Source organism: Paenibacillus sp. JNUCC 34, from assembly GCF_058269055.1.
In genome coordinates, this window is sequence record NZ_CM177770.1 from 3,382,245 (window position 1) to 3,406,209 (window position 23,965).

A 23,965-nucleotide genomic window follows, 5' to 3' on the forward strand; every position below is an offset into this window, starting at 1 on the left:
CTGTCTATTCCGTCAATTGCATAGCAGCTTCGCTGCTTCGTATAGGTCTTGGCATATATAGTCGGGACGGACACCGGCAGCAGTCATGTGGTCTTCCATATTATCATTGGTCGTGATACCGGTCATTACTAGTACCGTTCTGCATCCGGCATTTACTCCGGCAGCTATATCTGTTCTCAGATTATCACCGACCACGGCGGTTTCGGACGGAGAAAGCCCCAGCCGGTCTGTCGCATATTTCATTAGAATCGATGAGGGCTTTCCAATCACAACAGGCTTCACCCCGGAAGCAGCTTCAATAGCAGCACCCAGAGAACCTGCACCCGGTGTTAATCCTGTATCTGATGGCAGCAGCAAATCCGGATTCGTTAGCACGGAGACCGCACCTTCATGAATCCATTGAACAGCTTTAGCCAAGGAGGCATAGCTGAATGAACGATCAATTCCTTGAACCACATATTGAGGCTGTTCATCCGTTATGTTTAAGCCGGCATCTGTGAGCGCTCGCTTCAGTCCCTCTTCTCCCAGAATCGCCACTTTTGCGCCTGGTGATTCATGAGCAATATAATTCGAAGCAGCCAAGGATGAAGTACAGACTTCCTCTGGAGATGCCGGGATTCCCATCCCGATGAGATGTTCAGCAACTTGTTCCGGGGTTCGGGATGAATTGTTTGTTACAAACAGGTAAGGCACCTTTTTTTTACGAAGCTGCTGTATGAGAGCATCCGCACCATCAATCCTATTCTTTCCATGATATAACGTTCCATCGAGGTCGATCAGCAATCCTTTCACTTGTTCCACGATAACACCTTCTTTATCTGTCTTTGTTTATTCTGTTTACTATTAACATGATTAATTAAGTTACTGGAACATTGACATCCAACTTACAAAAACCTACTTAGACGATCATCCTTCAACCTTTAATCCAATATGTAATGTAACAACGATGCTGCCGTTACCACTATGTCTCATTGTAAAAGATGGGACCATACCCTGCAACCACATACGTTACCAGGAACGTCATAACATGACCACATCGCTGGACTTTTGCCCCGCTGTTGGTCGAATGGGATCGAAGGTTGTCCAAGCAGTAGGTTTCGTGAGGAGACCTTGTCATTTCCTGCGCTTTCCCGGAAAATAATTCAGTTTATTTCCTCATCTCTGAACAGAATAAAGCCCGAAATCCTCCGCTAATCTTGTATTCGGAAATACTTGTTTTGCCTCATCAAGCAGGGGCTGTAAATGCTCAATATCCTTATAACGAGAACTAAAATGCGTAAGTATCAGCTCCTTCACTCCCGCTTCAGATGCAGCTTCTGCAGCTTGTAGAGCGGTGCTGTGATAGTACTCATGGGCAATATCCTGAAGTTCGTGCATAAAAGTCGCCTCATGAACCAAAAGATCAGAATCCTTAGCAAGAGGTATAATATTGGCACATGGGCGGGTATCTCCAAGAATGGTAACAACTCTTCCCTTTTTGGGAGCGAGCAGTACATCTACCGCATGTACCACTTGGCCGTCCGGGGTCTGCACACTTTCTCCACGCTTAAGCTGGCCGTATAACGGCCCTGGCTTCAGTCCATAAGACTCCAATCGTTTCAAATCCAGGTTACCGGGGCGGTCCTTCTCCACAATCCGGTAACCATAGCTCTCCGCCCGATGTTCAAGCAGTGCAGATTCCACACGGAATCCGCTATCCTCAAACAACACTCCACCGCTATGTTCAACGAATTCCAGACAATAGTTAACCCGCGATTGGCTGATATCCAGTGATGTTTCAATATAAGCTTTAATTCCCTTCGGTCCATAGATGGTAACTGGCGAGGTGGCTCCCTGAGCGCTGCGGCTGGACAAAAGACCTGGTAATCCGAAAATATGATCACCATGCAGATGGGTAATAAATATTTTCTCAAGTCTGGTCATTTTCAATGGGGATCGGAGAATCTGATGCTGCGTCCCTTCTCCACAATCAATCAACCACATACTGCGCCTTTCCTCCAGCAGCCTTAGTGCAATGGAGGTAACATTCCGTTGCAGTGTCGGAACCCCTGCGTTCGTCCCTAAAAAATAGAGTTCCATGCCTCTTCTCCCCTTCCAGGTGTGTAAACCGAGAAATCCCCCGAAAATTTCGGAGGATTTCCAGTAAGTCAACACCCACATCCAAATTGTTGTTTATGCTTTATCTACATTAAAATATTTTGCTTCCGGGTGGCTAAATACCATTGCCGAAACAGAGGCTTCAGGTTCCATCATAAAGCCTTCGGTAAGGTGAACCCCCATGTCTTCCGGCTTCATCAGTTTAAACAGAGGCTCCTGATCCTCCAAATCCGGACAAGCCGGATAACCGAAGGATACCCGAATTCCTTGATACCTTGCTCCGAGTCGTCTCTTCATGGTCATATCTTCTGGATCCGGAAATCCCCATGAATCCCGCATCATATGATGAACACGTTCAGCAAGCGCCTCAGCGGTCTCAAGAGCAACAGACTGCAGCGCATGAGAACGTAGATAGTCTCCCTTGTCTTTCCATTCTGCGGAAAGCTTGCCTACTCCGTGCCCAGCCGTTACGACCAGGAAGCCGACATAATCCATGACCCCGCTTTCGACCGATCTCAAGAAATCGGACAAGCAGAGATATGGTTCCACCTGCTGCCTCGGAAAGCTGAATCGGTGAAGAACTGTTGCTTTATCCTCCGGATCATAGATCAGAATATCATCACCCTCCGACTGTGCCGGGAAGAAGCGATACATCGCATGGGCTTGAATGATCCCGTCTTGAGTAGCTTCTTGTAATATATCATCTACCGTTGCTTTCAGGGAAACGGCTTTTGGATCCTGAGCTTGCAGTAGTTGTTCTACGGAACCGCGTAATCCTAAATGGTGTCCAAGAAGCATCTGGATATTGATATAAGGTAGTATATGAGATATTGGATAGTTACGAATGACATGCCGCTCCATATCCGGTGGAATGTACACCGGTGCTTCGGAAGATATTTTTGACCGTTTCACCCGTGTTTGTTCAGGCAAGCGTTTTTCGACTTGTGCTTCAGAGAAGTCGGCTTCCCGTTCCGTATTAATATGTTCTTCAATTTCCTTCCGTTGAACTGGATCGCTGAGCTTGTTGGCAATATCCAATCCATCCATAGCATCTTTGGCGTACAGAACCATACCTTCATACTCAGGCCGGATTCGTGTTCTCGTGAATTTGCGTGTCAATGCCGCACCACCAACCATAATTGGCACACTTATACCGGCTGTCTTCAAATCCTGTGCCGTCAAAACCATCTGTTGGGCGGACTTCACCAGAAGGCCGGATAAACCGATTGCATCGGGCTTTTCACGACGGTAAGCCTCAATGATTTGCTCCGGTGGTACTTTTATACCCAAATTGATGATGTCGTAACCATTGTTACCCAGGATGATTTCGACGAGGTTTTTACCGATATCGTGAACGTCACCTTTTACAGTCGCGAGCATAATTTTGCCTTTAACCGACGTTTCGTTCTTCTCCATAAATTGTTCCAGATGAGCTACGGAAGCTTTCATTACTTCTGCGCTCTGCAAAACCTCGGCCACAATCAGCTCATTGTTGTTAAACAACCGACCAACTTCCGTCATTCCTGCCATAAGCGGTCCGTTAATGACTTCAAGTGCACTATACTTCTTCAATGCCTCATTCAAATCCGGGATGAGACCTTCTTTGGTGCCTTCCACAACATACGTAGCCAGGCGCTCTTCTAGACTTAAGTTTGATATTTTTTCTTTCTTCTCTACCTTCTTGTTCCGGAACGCTGCCACAAAGGCTGCAAGCGTTGCATCATTTGTACGGTAGATCAGATCTTCAGCCAGACGGCGCTCCTCTTCAGGTATCGATGCGTAACGCTCCAGTTTCTCTGTATTAACAATGGCGTAATCAAGTCCCGCTTTTGTGCACTCATACAAAAATACGGAATTGAGCACTTCTCTTCCGGCTTCTGGTAGACCGAAAGAAACATTACTGATCCCAAGGATCGTATGGCATTCAGGCATAGCTTTTTTTATGAGGCGTATCCCTTCAATCGTTTCCTGTGCTGATCCGATATACTGCTCATCACCTGTACCGACCGGGAACACCAAGGTATCAAAAATGATATCCTCCGGCTTGATGCCATACTTATTAACAAGTAGATCATACGAACGACGAGCAACATTGAGCTTATCTTTTCGATGAATAGCCTGTCCTTCTTCGTCAATTGTACCAACGACTACAGCCGCCCCGTATTTATGAACCAACGGAGTTACCTTTTCGAACTTTTCTTCACCATCTTCAAGGTTAATGGAATTAATTATCGCTTTACCTTGCGAATAGCTGAGTGCTAGATCAATGACTTCAGGATCCGTAGTGTCCACCATTAGTGGCACCTTTACCTTTTTAACGACAAGCTCCAGAAATTTAATCATGTCTTCTTGTTCTTCACGGTCCGGATCTTGGACGCAAATATCGATCACATGAGCCCCATTTTTGACTTGAGCGCGGGCAATTTCGGATGCTTCCTCGTATTTCCCTTCAACAATAAGACGCTTAAATTTACGGGAACCCAGAACATTTGTCCGTTCTCCAACCATGTACGGCCGGTTCTCCTGCTCGATATAGACGGGATCAATACCCGATAATGCCGGTAGGTGAGACCCGTTAAGCTGGCGAGGTGGATACTGACTCATAACATTAGACAAAGCACGGATATGATCCGGCGTAGTTCCGCAGCAGCCTCCGGCGATGTTAAGCCATCCTTTTTCCGCAAATGCGCCCATCTTTTGAGCCAATGAATCCGGAGACTCATGGTAATGTCCATTCTCATCAGGCAAACCTGCATTCGGGTAGCAGCTGACCGCCGCTTTAGACATATCTGACAAGGAGCGAATATGGTCCCTCATAAATTCCGGTCCTGTTGCACAGTTCAAACCGATCGATATCGGTTCGATATGCTCCAGTGATATGTAAAAAGCTTCAATGTTCTGACCGGCCAGGGTCGTACCCATCGGCTCGATTGTACCCGAAACCATGATTGGCAGCTGAATGCCTGACTTATCAAACGCTTGTCGTATGCCAATCGTTCCGGCCTTCACGTTAAGTGTATCTTGTGACGTTTCGAGCAGTAAGGCATCAACGCCGCCTTCTATTAATGCAACAGCCTGTTCTTCGTAACTTTCAACTAACTCTTGAAACGTAACTCCTCCGGTAACCGACAATGTTTTCGTAGTTGGCCCCATTGCCCCAACTACATAACGGGGCTTCTCGGGAGTTGAATATTTTGCAACGGCGGCGAGCGCCAGACGAGCCGCCTCCAAATTGATCTCTCGGGCAAGCTGAGGTACATCATAGTCAGCCAGTACGACCGAGGTTGCACCGAACGTGTTGGTTTCAATCAGATCTGCGCCTGCCTCCAGATATAGTTCGTGAATGGATTGTATGACATCCGGGCGATTTAACACCAGCATTTCGTTGCAGCCGTCCAAGTCGTCTCCGCCGAAATCCTGCGGTGAGAGGTCCTCCTGCTGTATCATGGTGCCCATAGCGCCATCAAGGATCAATATTCGTTCTTTTAGTACTTCTTGTAAGCTAGGTTTGCTCAATGTTTACCCCTCCCCGCAAAACGTTAAATCTTAGTGTAACAGAATATTTTTCAATAGAAAAGAACGAGATCTGAGGAAATGTGCGCCGTTTCAGCCTTAATTGATATTTTTCTAATGACAAATAACGATGACGAGGCTATAATACTTATTAATCCAAGTGGAGAAAGAGGGATATGATATGGCAGAAATCGTTATTCGTAACACGAACGAGCGGATTACCGGAGTGGATAATGTTCGGGATTTTTTGAACAAACAGGAAGTTATTTATGAGCACTGGAACATTGAAAAGCTGCCGGAAGACTTGCAGACAAACTTCGCCTTGACCGATGAGGAGAAAAAACGCATTCTCGGTATTTATGATGCAGAAATCCGTGATTTGGCCTCCCGCCGTGGATATAAAATTTGGGATGTCATCACTCTTTCCGAGTCGACGCCTAATCTGGAAGATCTTTTGAAGAAATTCGAAGAAGTACACACGCATTCAGAAGATGAAATCCGTGCGATTGTAGGTGGTAAGGGTATTTTCATTATCAAAGGTGCCGATGACGTCGGTTACTTCAATGTTGAGCTCGAACCGGGAGATGTTATTTCCGTACCAGAAAATACACCACATTTCTTCACCTTGATGGATAATCGTCAAATCATTGCTGTACGTCTTTTTATTGAAGAGAATGGATGGGTAGCCCATCCCGTTGCTGATCCAGGCTTTCAATAAAAGCTATTGTATCATTTATTTGTATAAAAACAGCAGCCTTAGTCATCCAGTTGGATGTCAAGGCTGCTGTTTTAGTTCGCGGGTAGTCTATCTTATCTGTCACCCCTAAACCTATTCAGTTACTTTAAGCTCTTTCATCGGCATAGAGTGTTGTCCACGCGCAGTTACGTGTGATACAATCCGGTAAGTTCCCGGTTCTTTAAACGTCTTTTCCAGCTCGTAACTTCCACCTTGTGAATGCTTTACCGGTACTTTTGCCTGCTTACCTCCACCTTCAAGTGTGAATTCAAATTCAACAAGGTTTGCATCCTCGACAGGCTCACCAGATTGGGTCACCTTCGCTTGGATCATCACTTTCTCCCCGACAGCAGCCGTTTCGGCATTCAATGTCAGGTCCACAATGATCGGATCCATCATCATTAGCTCTTCATTCTTGTCTGAATTGCTATCACTACAGGCTGCTAGGGCGATTGCTACCATAATCATAGCGGAAATCAAAGCGTATCTTTTCTTTTTCACGATATCCACCTACTTTTAGAAATCATATGTAATACCTTTTTTATATTTTTTTCCTAATTCTTCAATTGTTCCATCATTATACATCTATTTAAACTGTCTAACATATTCATTCACTTACAATTCTGTGACATTTGTCACAGAAAATAAACATAAAAAAAGCCGGTAACCTCCACATCAATATGTGAGACGTCCGGCTTGCTCTTGTCTTTTAAGCTTGTTATGTTTTATGAATTGACCAAAATTACAAAGAAGACAATATGTCATGAAGCTCTGACAAACTCTGAATTTCATAGTCCGGTATAATGGAGGAATCTTTCGGACGGTCCGTCCGGTTGATCCATACCGTTGTTAATCCCGCAGCGTTTCCACCCTTAATGTCGGTAGTCAGCTTATCCCCTACCATCACAGCATTTTCCGGTTCAATCCCCAGCAAACCAAGAGCATGGGTAAAAATAGATGCATCCGGTTTACCTTTTCCGAAATCGCCCGAAATGACGATGTGATCAAAATAAGGTGCCAGATCTGGAACTCCATCCAACTTTTCCTGCTGCAAATCAGGACTGCCATTCGTTAGAAGCAGCAGCTTAACACTATTCTGCAACTCTTTCAGTACATCAAACGTTTCATCATACACATACGGGCGCTTTCTTCGTTCAGCAGCAAACCGTTCTGCTAGCTCTTCAGCCAGTTCATCGTTCTCTACTCCTAAAGACTTCAGCCCTCTACGCCATGATTCTTTACGATACACAGGTGCGAGCGCCTGAAGACGTCGGAACTCCGGTTGATCACCTGCTGTAAAGTTCGCCCACAAGCCTTCAAATGGGTTAATGCCGATCATTTTCGTAAATGCAAAGGTGTCATAGGATTCGTACAAAGAGCGCGCTTCGCTTCGAACGGCTGTGAGCAGAGCGGTTGCATCGATTCCGGTGCTTTCCGCTCCAGCCTTACAAGTTACCTCAAATGCTTCCTCTACACTTCTTTCATCCCATAATAGCGTATCATCCAGGTCAAACAGTACCGCAGATGCCGGCATCTCTCCATCTCCCTTTACATGCCCTCTAAAATAGCAGGCCAATCCATTATTCGTGCTCTACTGGAATTTGATTGACTTTCGCAAATTGCTCCAGTCTTTCCCCCATCGCTTTTGTATCATAACGGTTAATCAGACGCGAGAACACCCAATTTCCGCCGCGAGCTTTATTCTCGATGACAACAGAACCTTGCAAAATTCTGATTTTGGATATCTCTGATGCAGTCAGTTTACGTTCGCGGTTAAATTTGAAAGTCGATACTGTGCTGCGTCCTACTTTTAAGTATGGTTTCCGCAAAAAAATCATCAAAGCCAACAAAATATACAAACTGACTCCGATGTAGTTCATTGTCTTACTGCCTGCTCCCGCATCAACTGTAGCCATCCCGAGCAGCGCATAAAGAACAGCTAGTGCAAGCAAAATGATTGGCAGAACGTATTTACGCCCTTTAAATACATCTCCATCACTGGATGATGTGTTCGTCGTTCCAAGTATTGCTTGTCCCTGCTTCTTACGCTGCTTGTTAAGTTGAGACATATTCTTATTAACTTTTCTTTCCCATGAACGAGACATGAGTCTCCCCCTCTTCGCTAAACTTCATATTATAGATCTCTTGAGCTGACAAGCAGAAATAGTTTAATGTTTCAAACCAGGACCGTCTTTCTCCTCATCTACCCATTCGATTGAATCCAACTGCTGTCGGAAATTTCTCCGAAGATTATTAAGATAGACTTCACGAAGATCGGAACGTTCTTTTTGTTCCTCCTCCGTCAAACCTTCATTTTTGTTTTTTCTCGCCAGAACGTTTATACGTTCTATTAAAGCATCGATATCCATACCTTCGCCTCCAATAAAAAATTCATTCTTAACTTTGACATGTCAAAAAGAGCTTGTCAAGGAAACCTCTCCTTACCAAGCTCGTACATGTACTCTTCTATATATAATACCATTATTTTAACAGATTATGAATTCCGTATCGGTATACCATATCCTTCACCATAGAGGTAACGACAATACATCTCCAGCTTGAATATCCGGTCCTTTCAACTCATTAACTTCCCTAATAGAGCTGATGTATACCCTTGTGTCCATCTTCTTCGGCTTATGAGCCGCTGCAATACTCCAGAGCGAATCACCAGGCTGCACAATAATATTCTTCTCTGCTGTCGGTTTCTCCAATCCCCCGGCAAAAACAGAGAATGCACCAGTACATCCTAAAACAACAATCAGCAGTATGAGCATCAATTTACCTGCCCCACGTGACTTAATCAACTCCACCGTACGATTCCATAGAGAAGCCTGGCTATGTGTCTCTTCCCGAAACTGTCCTTCATAAATACTGCGGTATGTAGTGTATCTCAACATAATCATCGCCCCCAAACAAGTGTTCTCTTATGGATTTTAATATAACACGAACACTTGTTTGATTCAATACTTTTGCGAACGGTTGTTCTATTTATTTTTTTAGAACTTATGTTTGTGCGAACGGAAGTTCTATGTTATAATTTTCCCAAACGTTACTAAATGGGGTTGATACGGAATGTCGAAGATATCCAGCCGCCAGCAGGCGATATTAGAATTTATCCGCAACGAAGTTCGGAGCAAAGGCTACCCGCCTTCCGTACGAGAAATCGGTGAAGCTGTCGGACTGGCTTCCAGTTCAACAGTACATGGTCATCTGGACCGTTTGGAGAAGAAAGGCTTAATCCGTCGTGACCCTACGAAGCCAAGAGCCATCGAGCTACTCGGGCAAGAAGAATCGGAGAATAGTAATTTATTCACACACACCATCTCCAGAGTTCCTGTCGTCGGTAAAGTTACTGCCGGGGTTCCTATCACTGCTACAGAGAACATTGAAGACTATTTCCCTCTACCGCAGCATTTTGTAGGAGACAACAAAGTATTCATGTTAACCGTAATGGGTGACAGTATGGTTGAAGCTGGCATTCATAATGGAGATTATGTTATCGTCCGTCAGCAACAGACCGCTGACAACGGCGACATTGTCGTAGCTATGACCGAGGAAGATGAAGCCACTGTGAAAACTTTTTATAAAGAGAAAGACCACATCCGTCTCCAACCGGAGAATCCGACATATGAGCCTCTTCGCTTAAACCATGTCACCATACTTGGTAAAGTTGTCGGCGTGTTTAGAGATATCCACTAGCCTTTATCTCAATACACTAATTAAAGGTTACCGTCTTGTCTTGGACAAGCGGTAACCTTTTTTATATCTTCATATGTATGAAAAATGAGCTTCTTTCGTCAATATGATAAGTGAAATAAAGATAGAAATACTTAATTTTCTTAATCACGATCTGCGTGTTTATAACTCCTTTTTTCGATATCGCTATCACTCGGTCCTATTTGGACCCATTGTCCAACATTTTTAAACCCAAGAATTAAAAGAACCATGCAATCTTCTTCATATAAGTTCCCCCCACAAACAAAAACCCCCGACGCTTAGAGCGCCAAGGGTTTCAACTATTAGTACAGAGTCATATATTGATCGCGTTCCCATTGATGTACTTGCGTTCTGTTTATGGTCAAGACTTTCAAATTAATTTTTCCCTTCATTGTATAGCGCGTAATTCACGACTTTTGATTCCAAGCTTTTCATAGCTTTTCATCCTTTATTTTAAGTTTGGGGGCAATCAGGGGGACATTTTGGGGGCAAATACTTTCAAAGAATAATCGTTTTAAATATACAAAAACAGACCTTGTTAATAAGGGTCTGTTTTTCTTTTAAAGTGAGACTATTAAGCATCCAGAGCAGATAAACTGTAAAGTCTTTGCGGGTATTACTTATCAATAAGACTCTGCTCCTAAATACAAAGTAATGGTATAATATGCCACATAGATCATAGCGAGATGTGATGATAGGTTGGAATAGATATAACTCCGTTCAATGAACAGTTATAAATAAGATTAAAGCAAGGAGAATACACATTTATGAATCCATCTAATATACTTGACGTCATAACAACAGAATCACTTAAGCAATCTATAGGACTATTAATTAATACTTGGTTGAAACCGTCATTAGAGAATTTTCTAAAAAATAGAAATCGTAGAAGGGATATTGAAGAAAGTGTATTCTTTAATAAATTTCAAGATTATCTAGAAAAGGCTGCATATAATAGTAGATTCATGAATACAATAGTCTTTAATGATGAAAGAATTGAAATTGAAAACATATACATACCATTAACTCTGTATAATAAAGATTTAGAGTTGGAAGAGTTAATAGATAGCTATAATGAGGATTTTTTCAATACATACAAAACTATATTGATAAAAGATTCAGCAGGAATGGGAAAATCAACATTAATGAAATGGTTGTTTCTATCGGTAATAAAAAAGAATTCCGGAATACCAATTATTATAGAATTAAGAAGGTTAAATGACCAAAATTCAATATTAGATGAAATAATCAAAAATATAAATGCACTAAACCACGATTTTGATAAACAATTTGTACTTGATTTAATTGATATTGGAGATTTTATTTTTTTGTTGGATGGTTATGACGAAGTAACATTTGAGAACGTAGAATTTGTGACTCGAGATATACAAAGTTTTGTAGATAAAGCTAACAAAAATATCTTTGTTTTATCATCCAGACCGTCAGATGCTCTAAATAGTTTTGGTAAGTTTCAACGTTTTAGCATTAAACCGCTGAATGAATCAGAGGCATTTGAATTACTTCATAAATATGATGTAAAAAATAAATATGTAGATAAATTGATTTCTAAAATAAATGAAGGTAATAATTTAAAGCAACTCGATGATTTCCTTGGAAACCCATTAATGGTTTCGTTACTTTACAAAGGGTTTGAGTATAAAGAAACAATTCCTTTTAAAAAGCATTTATTTTATAGGAATGTTTATGACGCCTTATTTGAACATCACGATCTATCAAAAGGTGATTCTTTTATAAGAAAAAAGAAAACACAGCTTGACTCGGACGAATTTCATAGAGTACTACGTAAGGTTGCCTTTGAGTCATTACGCAGAAATACAATAGAGTTTAACAAAGATGAACTACTCCAATTAATTGAAAACGTCAAAAAAGATACAACAGAAAAAAAATTTAATTCGAGTGACTTTTTAAATGACTGCCACAATGCGGTCCCTCTTTTTTCTAATGCAGGGAATTATTATAAATGGCAACATAAATCTATTATGGAGTATTTTGCAGCTAAATACATTGAAATAGATTCTAAAGAATACCAAGGTCGAATTTTAGAAACATTATTTAAGAGTGACCGTGATTATTATAATTTATTCGATTTATATTATGATATTGATTATCCGTCCTTTGAAAAACATATCTTGTTTGAAATATTTAGAGAATATATTCAATATTATGAGGAAGAGCTTAATAATTATTCCTCATATCCGAAAACCGATGAATTTGACATATGTAAGAGGATTTCGACATTATTTAATATCGCAAAAGTCAGCTTTTATAATAGAGAGGCATTAATTAATGAACTACAAAGAAATATGAAAGATAAGGAATTCACTGTGTGTGCATTTCTCGGAGATATCGGTATGATGATGAAATCAAGGAATAAATCAATTTATACAATTTTTGAGTTGCTTATAGATAAAAAAAGTAATAATTTAGTCACAACAGATCTTCCTCCATACGAACCTATAAAACAAGTTACAAATGAAGCACCAAAGAATTTAGTGATTGATCATAATGTTGAAAACAGATTAAATTCTAGGGATTGCTTTAACCTTGTAACTGAAATAATGATTGAACGGTTTCATATGCTCAACCATGAAAGAATGCTTGAGATAGTTAAAAAGCATAGTTCATCAAGCATAGAAATTGAAGATTTCCTGAATGGATTATAAACAACAGTCAAAGCTTTCAAATAATAAAATCTTCCCTTGGCAACATCTTTTATGAATGAATTAGGATTATTGCATTCGTAATTATTACAGAAAAACAGACCAGATTAAATATGGTCTGTTTTTCTTGATTTAGCTAACGTGTATCAGTACACATTTATCAGCGATTCATGAGGTAGCTTGAATAAATTCTACAAATACTGGTGATCGAAGCATACCTTTTTTAGTCCAATTACGCGTTATTACCTTTGCCCTAAGCATCGGTTCAAGATGCACGAAGTTCTTATCCTCGTCTCTAACCAACGCTGTACTAACTCCGTAAAATGCTTGCTTAACTTTTGACGGAACACCAAGTTCTATAATACCGGTCGGCCGCAACTGTCCCGATTCTGTGACGACTGAAGTCAGCCACCCGAACTCTTCTTACGGTACCCTGTGATAAACACATCAGCATATGTCCAGTTTATGACCTTTTGCCATGAAGCAGATCGGCGACTTTCATAAATGCTGTTTTGTTTTTTCCCGACCATCCCCTCAAGCTCTTGAGCTTCCATTTGAGTAAATAAAGCCTCACCAGCAGCCTCAACGAAGGGTATCACTCCAAAGTGTTTATTTGGCATCTTTATACCGCTCAGGATCTCTTTACGCATCATTAGTGGCATCTTCCGTAGGTCCATCCCTTTGTACTTCAAAACATCAAATACTACAAACGTGACTGGCTGAATAGTTGTTAGTTGCTGTACCTTATCTGCCCTCTTAGCTTGAAACCGATTCATTACCAATTCAAAATCAATGCGACCGGTCTCTGCATCAATACAAGCTACTTCACCGTCCAGTATGATGTCATCGTCAAAAGGATAAAGAAGTTCGGGATACTGCCCTGTACAATCCGTCTAGTGTCGGGTGTACAGACGAATGTTTCCCTCTTGTTGGGAAAATATAAGCCTATGACCGTCAATCTTCAATTCAAATATATAATCCTGATGGCAAAATGGGCCATTAGCTGTTTCTAGTAACATCGGAGAAATAAACACTTTACCACCTCCAACCTAATTATATAGCTTGATTAGGCCATTGTTAGGCGGTAAGTGTTGTAATTAAAAAGCCGCTGAGTAATCAGCGACTGTTCGGAAATGCCAATAGTATACACTATTGTTTCTTATTGCTGTAGTAAACCTTATCATCTTTATCTTTTAATCTTATGGAACCTCGAGAGTTTATCCCTCCTAATATTTCAATATTACCTTTTTCTTCAAGTGTTTTCAACATAGCTATTAATTCACTCATTGATACATCTATTTTATGATTATATATCGCTTCCCACAGTACTTGTATGTGCACAAGCCCATTCTCAGATTTTAATGACTTAATAGTATTAAGCAAAGCGTTAGGACCAAAAATTGATATTTTGCTATAATTTTTATTTTTAATATTCTCCAATTCTTGCAAGGTTTCTTCTTTAGCTGTAACAATATTCTGGGGTATATCACCCGCATCTTCTTTTATTGTTGCAATTTTGGTTTCTAAATCACCGACTATACTTTGAATTTTGAGTTGTAGGTCATCAACTTCTTTGATTTTCTTGTCGTTATGCTTCTCGAGAGTGTCACTAACTTTTTGCAAACTATCTATGTTGTTTATTAAATCATTGATTTTTCCTGTCAAAACAGCATTTTGATTAGAACTATCTGAGGACTGAAAAAAAGAAAACAGAATTGCCACAATAGCCAAAGCAATTGAAGAGAGCGTTGAGGCCAGAGATAATTTTGAATTAACTAAGGTCGGATTACTCGTAAATAATGTGATAATAAAAATCATCAATAATATTAACATAATTATCCAGTAAGTTAAGTCTTTTCGGTCTGGAAACTGTTGTTTTTTCAAGATGGATCGATCCCCCATTGTTTTTCTTTTTATCTGAGTTTAAAAACGTTTAATTCATATATTTTGCCATAATTATCACTATCTCACAAGGAATAAGCTATTTTCTAGCTACGTGCCGAATAGTTAACTGGGTATCCAATATTCATCCCTTTTAATATAGGTGACAGGTATACGACAAAAAAGCCGCCTTTCGGCAGCTTCAGTTGTCTACATATCACTTAGTTGTATATTCACTGACTTCAAAAGTTAAAATCTTATCGAATATCACATAATCTGTCCGTTTGCTGAAAGGCCCTTTATTGTTGGTGTATTTATTGATTGCAAACTTAGCAGGTCCTGTTCCAGCATCACGTGCATCATACCAATTTATAAATGAAGTTATGTCACTCATCGGCAGATCAAATTCTTTTTCCAATCCAGTTATCATTGTAACGATCAAGATTGCCCGATCTCCGGAAGGAATAGTCGGTTCTTCTGGTTCAGTTGTATTTCCTTGAGGGGTTGACGATACTTCATTTGAATATCCAGATTCTACACCATTGATAACTGAGGTTACGACAAAATAATATGTTTTACTGTTAGTCAACTCTGGAATTACATAGTTTTGGTAAACATCTTTAGTAACTGTCACATTCTTTGTATAGTTACCTGACTCTGTACCATAGTGAATTACATAACTTTCTGTCGAATCTACTTGTTTCCAACTTAGAGTTACCTGGCTATCTCCCGCACTTGCCTTAAGATCGAGCGGAGCAATAGAATCAACTAAATACCCTGTCTCATCAATGTCAATAGCATCTAACCTTGGTCCAAAACTATTTTTAGAGACTACTTCAACTGTATGATAACCATAATCTAAATTTGTTTTTTCATACTCAAGGGGCTGGTAAACAACACCATTTGTTCTTTGGCTGAACTTTTCGCTTACACCATCAATCGTAATTACCAATTCTGTTGAATGTGAGGGATGCCCTACTCCTATGTATCTGATTTTGGAACCAACAAAAGCAAACTTTATTTTTGACCCACTATATGATTGTGTATATTTCATTGATCCTTGATAAAACGAAGTGTGGTTCTGAGTTCTCCAGTCACCCACGTACTCTATAGCTTGGTTGGTATCGTCATATCTTTTCCAACCTTCTTCTGGATTTGTTAAGGCTTGTCCAACACTTGCTGCATAGGTACTTCCGGAAAAGCTAAGCACCAATATAAACGAAAATAAAACAGACGTAAAAATTTTTTTCATATCTACTCTCCCCTTACAATAAGTATGTTTAAGAGCATACTTTGCATAAAAAGAATTGTCTAAACAAAATCGTCTATTTATGTAAAAAATAGTTCCTAAGTCACATATTCCTAATGAATCGTTTTCATTTAAATAAACAAAAACCTATCCTTCAAGGAATAGGCTGTTAGCTTTATTATATTTTTGCAGATTGTCCACAAATTGTGCAAATCTTATTATAGTGAATATGCATCCCATGAAAATAATTTTGATGACCTTGGCGGGATTCGAACCTGCCTGACTCCATTAAGGTCATAATAAAATTTGCAGTGATCTTAACTGCATTCCCCGCATGCTACATCATCGGCGATAAAACGCCTAGGCACGTAGCCCACAATGTAATCGAGTCCTGCAACGATAAGGGGTAACAGGGACACCCGAGCGTTTAGCTCTGTATCCCTACTTTAATATGTTATCGTTTTATAAAGTCGACGCGGTATAGAGACGTAAAACAGACGCAAAATAATCTTAGCGGATGTGCACTGGACTGGTTAGCCTGCTCATGGTATCAATGTAAAAACACCTCCAAGGTTAACTTACATACCTTACGACATGGCAAGTTTACTTGAAGGTGTTTTGATTTGTTTCATAAAAAAACTAACTTAAGATGAATTGGATTATACCAATAACAATTAAGATGACCAACAATCCAACAACCGACCAGATGACTGTTTTAGTTCGTTTAGACATAATCGCTCCTTAAAAACTTATGTAACAATCTAGTTCTTTAGTTGCTATTTCAAATCCAAAATTAAGAGTTAAGGTTCCATAGATAGTCGCCGAACCACCAGTTCTACCCGAATTCACTTGAACAGCTCTATCAGATTTCGATTGATTATGTTCCCATGATTGTCCTGGGTGAACTCCAAAGAATGCAGAACCTGTTGTAGGTATGCCGACAATTATATGTGAATCGGTATAAGTAACGTACACATAGGCTTTATTCCAAGCCAAATATGTGTCGTTAAATGTCTTTTCATGATTATAATTTGCAAGAGCTACCAAACCTTCAGTTGTAGAAGAAGCAGATTAGCATCATTGATATAAAACAAAGTAGCTGCAAATTCACAACTGAACTTGCATCGATTATTCCATTTTCGCTTGCGTCAGATTTTCCCTGGAGAGAAAAACCTGCCTCTTTTGCTGTTTCCTCGTAAAGAGCTAAATTCCCCCTTATACTCCAACAAATATTTTTCAGGAACAAAAGAATCGACAGATGTTACCTGATCATTATTAAAAGCTGATCACATTAACTTCGTGTAGTTAATATTAGGTTGCGTTCTCTATCATTTTATTTTAGTGTAGACTGTTTTAATTCACAAAATTAATAACCCTCTTAAAAGAGGGTCATAAATAGCTATCTAATCTATATCTTAAGTAAGTTAATGGGACGACATTGATTTCAAGAACAAGACGATCACCATTAATGAAACACTGGACTTCACTGCGAAGGATAAAAGCGAATTATTTGGAGACACCAAAACGTTCCGCTCTACTCGTAAAATTTCAATGAGCCAATCATTGACTAATGATCTGCGCTACCATATGAATTGGCAAAACCAAAACAAACTAGCGCTTAATGATGCATATCATCATGACCTGAATTTAGTGTTGTGCCGTGAGGACGGCAATTTTATGCCGAAGTCATCACTCTTTAATGCCTTCTCCAGGATTCTGAAGCGTGCCGGCTTAACGTCGATACCGATCCACTCATTACGTCACACCCACGCTGTAATATTGCTTGAGAGCGGTGCCGACATGAAGTATGTCCAAGAGCGCCTCGGTCACGGTAGTATTCAAATTACATCGGACGTATATGCTCACGTATCCAAAAAACTTGAAGCCATGAATATGGACAAGTTTGAGAATCACCTCAAAAACATTCTTGAATAAATTGTGGGTGTTTTGTGGGCGCCTCATCCCCCTGCCTTCCCCGCATCATTTCACCCACACAAACAAAAACCCCCGACGCTTAGAGCGCCAAGGGTTTCAGCTATTAGTACAAAGTCATATATTGATCGCGTTCCCATTGATGTACTTGCGTTCTATACATATCCCATTCAATTTCTTTCAGCTCGAAGAAGTGAGCCAAAGCGTGATCGCCGAGTGCATCACAGATGACTTCATTGCGGAGCATTTCACTCACAGCTTCCTTCAGGTTAGCTGGCAGGCTAGGGATGCCTTCCTCGATACGCTCTTCTTCAGACATCACATAGATGTTACGGTCGATCGGAGCTGGCAATGGAAGCTTACGCTTGATTCCGTCCAGACCTGCTTTAAGCATTACAGCTAAAGCCAGGTAAGGGTTAGCAGCCGGATCCGGGTTACGCACTTCAACACGGGTGCTTAGACCACGGGAAGCCGGAATACGGATCATCGGGCTACGATTGCTCGCAGACCATGCTACATAACAAGGAGCTTCATAGCCTGGAACGAGACGCTTATAGGAGTTTACGGTAGGATTGGTAATAGCCGCAAAAGCACGTGCATGCTTAAGCTCACCAGCCATAAAGTGACGTGCGGTCGCACTAAGACCCAATTCATCACTTTCATCTACGAACATATTCTCTTTACCATTAAAGAGTGACATGTTGCAGTGCATACCTGAACCGTTCACACCGAACAACGGTTTAGGCATAAATGTAGCGATCAAACCGTGCTGACGAGCAATCGTTTTGACAACGAGCTTGAAAGTTTGGATCTGGTCTGCTGCTTTAATCGCATTCGCATATTTAAAATCGATCTCGTGCTGTCCTGGAGCAACTTCGTGGTGGGATGCTTCAATTTCAAAGCCCATCTCTTCCAGTGTAAGCACGATATCGCGGCGGCAGTTCTCACCAAGATCCGTAGGAGCCAGGTCGAAATATCCACCTTGGTCATTAAGTTCCATTGTTGGGTTGCCTTTTTCGTCTGTCTTGAACAGGAAAAATTCCGGCTCAGGACCGACATTCATAGACGTAAATCCCATTTCTGCCGCTTCTTTCAGACATCTCTTCAAAATGCCGCGTGGATCACCTGCAAACGGATTGCCGTCAGGCATGTAAACATCACAGATCAGACGAGCTACACGGTCTTGGGAAACCCAAGGGAAAATGACCCAAGTGTCAAGGTCCGGATAAAGATACATATCCGATTCTTCGATCCGTACATAGCCTTCGATAGAAGAGCCGTCAAACATCATTTTGTTATCTAGAGCTTTAGGCAGCTGACTTACTGGAATTTCCACGTTCTTAATCGTTCCCAGCAAATCGGTAAACTGCAACCGGATAAACCTAACGTTTTCTTCCTTGGCGATGCGCAGTATATCTTCTTTCGAAAAACTCAACTCTATCCTCTCCCTCACAAAAGATCTGTTTATTTATTTAAAAAAACGGGACAACTCTCCTTGAATCAAAGACACTTGACCCGGTCTTTTAGCCGTAATCAATTCCTGTTTTAACAGGCGACGGAGCTGCGATTCCGACATTTCCCTGCGTCTGTTCTCGGTGTCAGGTGTAATAACGGTTGCCTCTTCCGATTCCTTCGTTACCGGATTCATCACCTGCTTGATTCCCGCAATATTAACGCCCTTCTCAATCAATGCTTTAATCTCCAGAAGACGTTCTACATCGTTAAAAGAAAACAGCCGTTGGTTACCTGACGTCCGTGCAGGTACGATCAAACTGTGCTGCTCGTAGTAACGAATTTGCCTTGCGGACAAATCGGTGAGCTTCATGACAATACCAATTGGAAATAAAGCCATATTTCTCCGGATCTCATCACCCATAACTCATCAACCTTCCAAGTGATCTTTTCTGTTTCATTGTATATTTCCTACTTTAATGTGTCAACCCTATGTTAGAAAACCTCACAACAGATTTCGTTCTTTCATCGTTTGCAGTGCCATTAGCACTCCATACTTAACATGCGAATAGGTCAAACCGCCTTGCATATATCCGATGTAAGGCTCACGGATAGGCGCATCGGCCGACAATTCCAGACTTCCGCCCTGAATAAACGTTCCAGCTGCCATAATTACGGGATGCTCATAACCAGGCATATCCCATGGCTCGGGTACCACATGGCTATCTACTGCAGCTGCCCGCTGGATTCCCTGAACAAAAGCAATCAAATGTTCCGGACCGGAGAAAGAAACAGCCTGAATCAAATCTGTTCTCTTCTCATTCCAAGCTGGCTTGGTCACGAAACCGACCTCTTCGAAGATAGCAGCCGCAAATATGCTTCCCTTCACGGCTTGTCCTACTGTATTCGGCGCAAGAAACAATCCTTGGTAAATCCCGCGCGTAGTTCCCAACATGGCACCTACTTCACGCCCGATACCAGGAGCTGTCAATCTATTTGCAGCTTGATCTACATATTTCTCTTTACCGCAAATATAACCTCCGGTTTCCGCCAATCCACCACCGGGATTTTTAATGAGCGAACCTGCCATCAAATCCACACCAACCTCTGTCGGCTCACGCTCCTCTGTGAACTCGCCATAGCAGTTATCCACGAACACGATAGCATCTGGTTTGATACCTTTGACCTTGTCCACCATCACACCGATTTCTTCCACTGTAAAGGAGGAACGCCAATCATAACCGCGTGAACGCTGAATCCCGATCACCTTGGTTGCGGAGTTTACAGCTTTACTTACTCCGTCCCAATCAATTCCCCCGTCTTCAAGCAGACTAACTTCACGGTAGCCGATGCCAAAATCCTTCAACGAGCCCGTACCGTCTCCCTCTTCCCCAATAACCTTGTGGAGCGTGTCGTAAGGACGCCCCGTTATGTATAGTAATTCATCTCCTGGGCGCAAAACGCCAAACAATGCTGTGGATATCGTATGCGTCCCGGAAGCAAAATGAGGACGTACCAGGGCCGATTCGGCCCTGAATATGTCAGCATAAACTTCATCCAGTACTTCCCGACCGCGGTCATTGTATGCATAACCAGTCGAACCGGCGAAATGAAAGTCACTTACTTTGCTCCGCTGAAACGCTTCAATGACCTTCCACTGATTCCGGTCTACAATGCGGTCAATCTCTCGTAAACTCTCTGCAATTTTCTGTTCTGCCAAACCACTTAATTCTTCGATGTCTTTCGAAAATCTAGCCATTTCGTACGGTCTCTCCTCTGTCTCTCTCATAATTTTTACAACTACTGTTCGATATAATCCTTCAGCATATAACCCATCTTGTCATAATCGGCTTTGTTAATCCGAACTTCATATATAATGTCGTTCTCTTCGAAGGTCTGCTCGATAACGTCCCCAATCCGGTATAAGGTAGAGCTGACATCTCCACGATCCGCAGGAATGCGGAATTTCACATTACCTCCCGAAAGATGCTCCTGAATCGCATGCTTTACAGTATCTAGATCTTTCTCATTATAAGCACTGATCTTCAGGAATCCTTCGCCAGAAGGAAGCATCTCCAGTTGCTCCGGATCACAAGCGTCTTTTTTATTAAACAAGACTAATTGCGGTTTATCTGCCGCGCCAAGCTCTTCCAAAATTGACTGCACGACGGACATCTGATCTTCCCGCATTGCTGAGGAAGCATCTACTACATGCAGGATCAAGTCTGCTTCATTGGCCTCTTCCAGTGTTGCACGGAACGCAGCAACCAGATCATGCGGCAGATTTTGAATAAATCCAACCGTGTCAGTCAACACGACTTCTTTACCACTCGGCAGCTCCAACACGCGGGATGTTGGATCCAGTGTAGCAAACAATTGATTTTCAATATAAACATCCGCTGCAGTCAAACGATTCAGCAGCGTAGACTTCCCCGCATTCGTATAACCGACCAGTGCCACTTGAACCGCTCCAGTCTTCTTCCGGCGCTCACGGTGCAGAACACGATGTTTTGTTATTTCGTCCAGTTGGCGTTTTAAATCGCTAATCCGGCCTCTAATGTGACGGCGGTCCGTTTCGAGCTTGCTTTCCCCAGGTCCTCTCGTGCCGATACCGCCACCAAGTCGTGACAGATTTTTACCATGACCGGACAAACGCGGCAGCAAGTAGCTATGCTGTGCAAGCTCAACTTGGATAATACCTTCGCGGGTCTTGGCGCGCTGCGCAAAAATATCTAAAATTAATTGCGTTCTGTCAATAATTTTCACATCTAAAGTTTCTTCCAGGTTACGAACCTGTGCTCCAGACAGCTCCTGATCAAATATGGCCGTGTTGGCTTCCAAGCCGTCAATAGCCATACGGAGTTCTTCCACTTTACCTTTTCCGATAAACCACTTGGAATCCGGTGTTTCACGGTTTTGTGTAATAACCTCGAGGACTTGAACACCTGCGGTTTCAGCCAATTGAACAAGCTCTTGAAGTGAATGTTCGGTATTGATGCCTGACCTCTTTACTTGATCCGTTACAAGACTAACCAGCACAGCTTTATCCGGTAAATTTGTCTTCGTCTCGTGAATGTTATTCGCCATAGTCATTGCTCCTTTAATCTTTGATATCATCAAGAACAGCTTACCTGCATCAGGTCGTATTTAATCCTTTACACTTTGTTCGATTTCCTAATCAGATTGCGAACATAGCGGGCGATTAGTTTTTCATGTGTTTTACCAAGCTGCTTCAACCCTTCATTTTGTGAAAAAATCATGTATATGTCAACTTCATTCCCTACATTTAATATTACCCTATTTATAAGAATACCGTAATCATTCTTTTGTTCTCAATCGTTATATGATCATTATTAATTATACAGTTGAAATTTCTGAAGGTTTATTGAATCAAACCTACATCACTTTTTTCGTAAAGTACGACTGACAAATTTTGTTCAACAAACGCAAGTTCCTCCTTAATTCACCAAGTTGTCTATCACTATTAGAACTTTATCTTCCACTTCTTTAAGTGTTTTAATAATTCCTGCGGCATATTTCTGTATAGCGGTTTCGTTCCCCTTCTTTATACTTAATTAAATAAGGAGACCGAATATTGAGTCTCCTTATTTTTGATGAAATTGCTCTTTCTTTGAAAATGTGCTTTTAATGATATTTTTCGCAGAACTTGTCTAAGCGAATACTGCTATTGACTCAGAGATTTCATAGGATATTTAGACTACTACTATATACCTATTGTTAGAATTGTGGTATTATCATCTCGTCTGTTAAAATTATCCTATGGAGGCATTACTAAAATGAAAAGAAAGTTTTATTACGCATCACTGCTTATTCTTGTACTTTGTCTCTCTTTACCAAGCATTAGTTCGGCAGCCTCACCATATCAAGTTTATGTTGAGGGTGTAAAAGCAGAGGTCTCGGTTCTTAATAAAGATAATATTTTATATCTCGACGGTAAATCACTTACTAATGCTGCTGGACTATCATATTCCCATAATTCTAAAACTAATACATACACAATTTCTAAAGGACAAAACACTACAGTTTTTAAACTAAATGATAAATCTTTCACTTTTAACGGTAAAAAGAAGCAAGTCTCAAATCCAGCATTCTCAAGTCAAGGTAAAACAATGATTTCAGCTCAATTCTTTTCAACAATTACAGGAAAAACTTTGAAATCCTCTCCTGAAGAGAAAATAATTAGCTTCGGTAATTATAACCCCTTTGAACTTGGAAATATTAAAGGAAGCATTACCTGGCAATATAATAAATACATTGGAACTAAACCAGATGTTGGCGCTGCAGTAGCGTTAATACCTATAACAGTTAATAAAATAATAAATGATCCTTTTTTTGCACTAACCAACAAGCAAACTGAAGAAGATAACAATAATATCCACACAGCAATTGTAGATGGCAATGGCTTCTATAATATAGACGATGTACCCGCAGGTAAATATCTTCTTTACATTTATTCGAAAAACACAAATAGTGATATGCGCGTGGACAGTTACGATTATGCTAAACTTCAAAAGATCTTTGATTTTGAGACTATGCGAATTCTCGAAAATCATCTAAAGTTAAAAAAATATGAACTTAGGGAGATCACTATAAAGAAAGATAAAACAATCACTGAAAGCCATGATTTTGGCAATACTTACTTCTAAACTTTATTGCCCACCACAAGGTGGGCTTTTTAATTATTTA

18 protein-coding genes and 2 pseudogenes are annotated in these 23,965 nt (G+C 41.0%); 5 read left to right on the forward strand and 15 right to left on the reverse strand.

The features are described from left to right. Positions 1 to 12: 12 nt before the first annotated feature. The 3 genes from AC2TF5_RS15855 to metH all read right to left on the reverse strand — a co-directional run bounded on the left by AC2TF5_RS15855 (position 13) and on the right by metH (position 5,613). Positions 13 to 801, reverse strand: a complete 789-nt coding sequence (locus AC2TF5_RS15855) for a TIGR01457 family HAD-type hydrolase (RefSeq protein WP_491298053.1) — start codon at positions 799 to 801, stop codon at positions 13 to 15. A gap of 354 nt (positions 802 to 1,155) precedes the next feature. Then, a complete protein-coding gene (gene rnz, locus AC2TF5_RS15860; RefSeq protein ID WP_491298054.1) occupies positions 1,156 to 2,079 on the reverse strand; it encodes a ribonuclease Z in 924 nt (307 codons plus the stop codon). A 93-nt stretch (positions 2,080 to 2,172) separates the two neighbouring features. Next, positions 2,173 to 5,613: a methionine synthase gene (metH, locus tag AC2TF5_RS15865; protein ID WP_491298055.1), complete on the reverse strand. Its 3,441-nt coding sequence runs from the start codon at positions 5,611 to 5,613 to the stop codon at positions 2,173 to 2,175. Positions 5,614 to 5,791: 178 nt separating this feature from the next. Between metH and AC2TF5_RS15870 the strand changes: the two genes are divergently transcribed. Then, on the forward strand, positions 5,792 to 6,328 hold the full coding sequence (locus AC2TF5_RS15870) for an acireductone dioxygenase (protein ID WP_491298056.1): 537 nt from the start codon (positions 5,792 to 5,794) through the stop codon (positions 6,326 to 6,328). A gap of 111 nt (positions 6,329 to 6,439) precedes the next feature. Here AC2TF5_RS15870 and AC2TF5_RS15875 read toward each other — a convergent pair whose 3' ends face one another. The 5 genes from AC2TF5_RS15875 to AC2TF5_RS15895 form a co-directional block, all read right to left on the reverse strand. Then, on the reverse strand, positions 6,440 to 6,847 hold the full coding sequence (locus tag AC2TF5_RS15875; protein ID WP_491298057.1) for a FixH family protein: 408 nt from the start codon (positions 6,845 to 6,847) through the stop codon (positions 6,440 to 6,442). Positions 6,848 to 7,088: 241 nt separating this feature from the next. After that, the gene (locus AC2TF5_RS15880) at positions 7,089 to 7,880 is read right to left on the reverse strand and encodes an HAD family hydrolase (protein ID WP_491298058.1); all 792 of its coding nucleotides are present in this window, start codon (positions 7,878 to 7,880) and stop codon (positions 7,089 to 7,091) included. A 46-nt stretch (positions 7,881 to 7,926) separates the two neighbouring features. Next, the gene (locus AC2TF5_RS15885; protein ID WP_491298060.1) at positions 7,927 to 8,451 is read right to left on the reverse strand and encodes a hypothetical protein; all 525 of its coding nucleotides are present in this window, start codon (positions 8,449 to 8,451) and stop codon (positions 7,927 to 7,929) included. Positions 8,452 to 8,514: 63 nt separating this feature from the next. Further along, positions 8,515 to 8,715, reverse strand: a complete 201-nt coding sequence (locus AC2TF5_RS15890; RefSeq protein ID WP_491298061.1) for a DUF896 domain-containing protein — start codon at positions 8,713 to 8,715, stop codon at positions 8,515 to 8,517. A 156-nt stretch (positions 8,716 to 8,871) separates the two neighbouring features. Next, on the reverse strand, positions 8,872 to 9,243 hold the full coding sequence (locus AC2TF5_RS15895; protein WP_491298063.1) for a LysM peptidoglycan-binding domain-containing protein: 372 nt from the start codon (positions 9,241 to 9,243) through the stop codon (positions 8,872 to 8,874). A 175-nt stretch (positions 9,244 to 9,418) separates the two neighbouring features. On the opposite strand from AC2TF5_RS15895, the gene lexA reads away from it, so the two are divergent. Further along, entirely contained in the window at positions 9,419 to 10,045 is a 627-nt protein-coding gene (gene lexA, locus AC2TF5_RS15900) for a transcriptional repressor LexA (protein WP_208914253.1), read from the forward strand. Positions 10,046 to 10,830: 785 nt separating this feature from the next. Next, positions 10,831 to 12,747 carry an NACHT domain-containing protein gene (locus AC2TF5_RS15905; protein WP_491298064.1) on the forward strand — a complete coding sequence of 639 codons (1,917 nt, stop codon included), beginning with the start codon at positions 10,831 to 10,833 and terminating at the stop codon, positions 12,745 to 12,747. A 165-nt stretch (positions 12,748 to 12,912) separates the two neighbouring features. Here the strand turns inward: AC2TF5_RS15905 and AC2TF5_RS15910 are convergent. The 3 genes and pseudogenes from AC2TF5_RS15910 to AC2TF5_RS15920 form a co-directional block, all read right to left on the reverse strand. Continuing rightward, positions 12,913 to 13,778 (reverse strand): annotated as a pseudogene (locus tag AC2TF5_RS15910) (ATP-dependent DNA ligase). Between the two features lie 115 nt (positions 13,779 to 13,893). Continuing rightward, a complete protein-coding gene (locus tag AC2TF5_RS15915; RefSeq protein WP_491298065.1) occupies positions 13,894 to 14,628 on the reverse strand; it encodes a hypothetical protein in 735 nt (244 codons plus the stop codon). 214 nt (positions 14,629 to 14,842) lie between these two features. After that, the gene (locus tag AC2TF5_RS15920) at positions 14,843 to 15,877 is read right to left on the reverse strand and encodes a fibronectin type III domain-containing protein (protein WP_491298066.1); all 1,035 of its coding nucleotides are present in this window, start codon (positions 15,875 to 15,877) and stop codon (positions 14,843 to 14,845) included. Between the two features lie 1,425 nt (positions 15,878 to 17,302). Here AC2TF5_RS15920 and AC2TF5_RS15925 point away from each other — a divergent pair. Beyond that, positions 17,303 to 17,809, forward strand: a pseudogene (locus AC2TF5_RS15925) (site-specific integrase); the annotation flags it as partial. Between the two features lie 103 nt (positions 17,810 to 17,912). On the opposite strand, the gene glnA reads toward AC2TF5_RS15925, so the two are convergent. The 4 genes from glnA to hflX all read right to left on the reverse strand — a co-directional run bounded on the left by glnA (position 17,913) and on the right by hflX (position 22,345). After that, positions 17,913 to 19,241, reverse strand: coding sequence for a type I glutamate--ammonia ligase (gene glnA, locus AC2TF5_RS15930; RefSeq protein ID WP_491298067.1), 1,329 nt, complete (start codon positions 19,239 to 19,241; stop codon positions 17,913 to 17,915). 33 nt (positions 19,242 to 19,274) lie between these two features. After that, on the reverse strand, positions 19,275 to 19,682 hold the full coding sequence (locus AC2TF5_RS15935; RefSeq protein ID WP_491298068.1) for a MerR family transcriptional regulator: 408 nt from the start codon (positions 19,680 to 19,682) through the stop codon (positions 19,275 to 19,277). Between the two features lie 81 nt (positions 19,683 to 19,763). Continuing rightward, entirely contained in the window at positions 19,764 to 21,017 is a 1,254-nt protein-coding gene (locus AC2TF5_RS15940; RefSeq protein ID WP_491298069.1) for a methionine gamma-lyase family protein, read from the reverse strand. A 41-nt stretch (positions 21,018 to 21,058) separates the two neighbouring features. Further along, positions 21,059 to 22,345 (reverse strand): GTPase HflX, encoded by a 1,287-nt coding sequence (gene hflX / locus AC2TF5_RS15945; protein WP_491298070.1) that lies wholly within the window; start codon positions 22,343 to 22,345, stop codon positions 21,059 to 21,061. 710 nt (positions 22,346 to 23,055) lie between these two features. Here hflX and AC2TF5_RS15950 point away from each other — a divergent pair. Next, a complete protein-coding gene (locus tag AC2TF5_RS15950) occupies positions 23,056 to 23,925 on the forward strand; it encodes a stalk domain-containing protein (protein WP_491298071.1) in 870 nt (289 codons plus the stop codon). Positions 23,926 to 23,965 lie beyond the last annotated feature (40 nt).

Bases quoted from the DNA above. Each gene is read 5' to 3' on its own strand.
- AC2TF5_RS15935 (WP_491298068.1), bottom strand. From the start codon at position 19,682: ATGGGTGATGAGATCCGGAGAAATATGGCTTTATTTCCAATTGGTATT.
- AC2TF5_RS15920 (WP_491298066.1), bottom strand. From the start codon at position 15,877: ATGAAAAAAATTTTTACGTCTGTTTTATTTTCGTTTATATTGGTGCTT.
- AC2TF5_RS15950 (WP_491298071.1), top strand. From the start codon at position 23,056: ATGAAAAGAAAGTTTTATTACGCATCACTGCTTATTCTTGTACTTTGT.
- AC2TF5_RS15870 (WP_491298056.1), top strand. From the start codon at position 5,792: ATGGCAGAAATCGTTATTCGTAACACGAACGAGCGGATTACCGGAGTG.
- AC2TF5_RS15890 (WP_491298061.1), bottom strand. From the start codon at position 8,715: ATGGATATCGATGCTTTAATAGAACGTATAAACGTTCTGGCGAGAAAA.
- AC2TF5_RS15885 (WP_491298060.1), bottom strand. From the start codon at position 8,451: ATGTCTCGTTCATGGGAAAGAAAAGTTAATAAGAATATGTCTCAACTT.
- rnz (WP_491298054.1), bottom strand. From the start codon at position 2,079: ATGGAACTCTATTTTTTAGGGACGAACGCAGGGGTTCCGACACTGCAA.
- AC2TF5_RS15880 (WP_491298058.1), bottom strand. From the start codon at position 7,880: ATGCCGGCATCTGCGGTACTGTTTGACCTGGATGATACGCTATTATGG.
- AC2TF5_RS15905 (WP_491298064.1), top strand. From the start codon at position 10,831: ATGAATCCATCTAATATACTTGACGTCATAACAACAGAATCACTTAAG.
- AC2TF5_RS15895 (WP_491298063.1), bottom strand. From the start codon at position 9,243: ATGTTGAGATACACTACATACCGCAGTATTTATGAAGGACAGTTTCGG.
- hflX (WP_491298070.1), bottom strand. From the start codon at position 22,345: ATGGCGAATAACATTCACGAGACGAAGACAAATTTACCGGATAAAGCT.
- lexA (WP_208914253.1), top strand. From the start codon at position 9,419: ATGTCGAAGATATCCAGCCGCCAGCAGGCGATATTAGAATTTATCCGC.
- AC2TF5_RS15940 (WP_491298069.1), bottom strand. From the start codon at position 21,017: ATGGCTAGATTTTCGAAAGACATCGAAGAATTAAGTGGTTTGGCAGAA.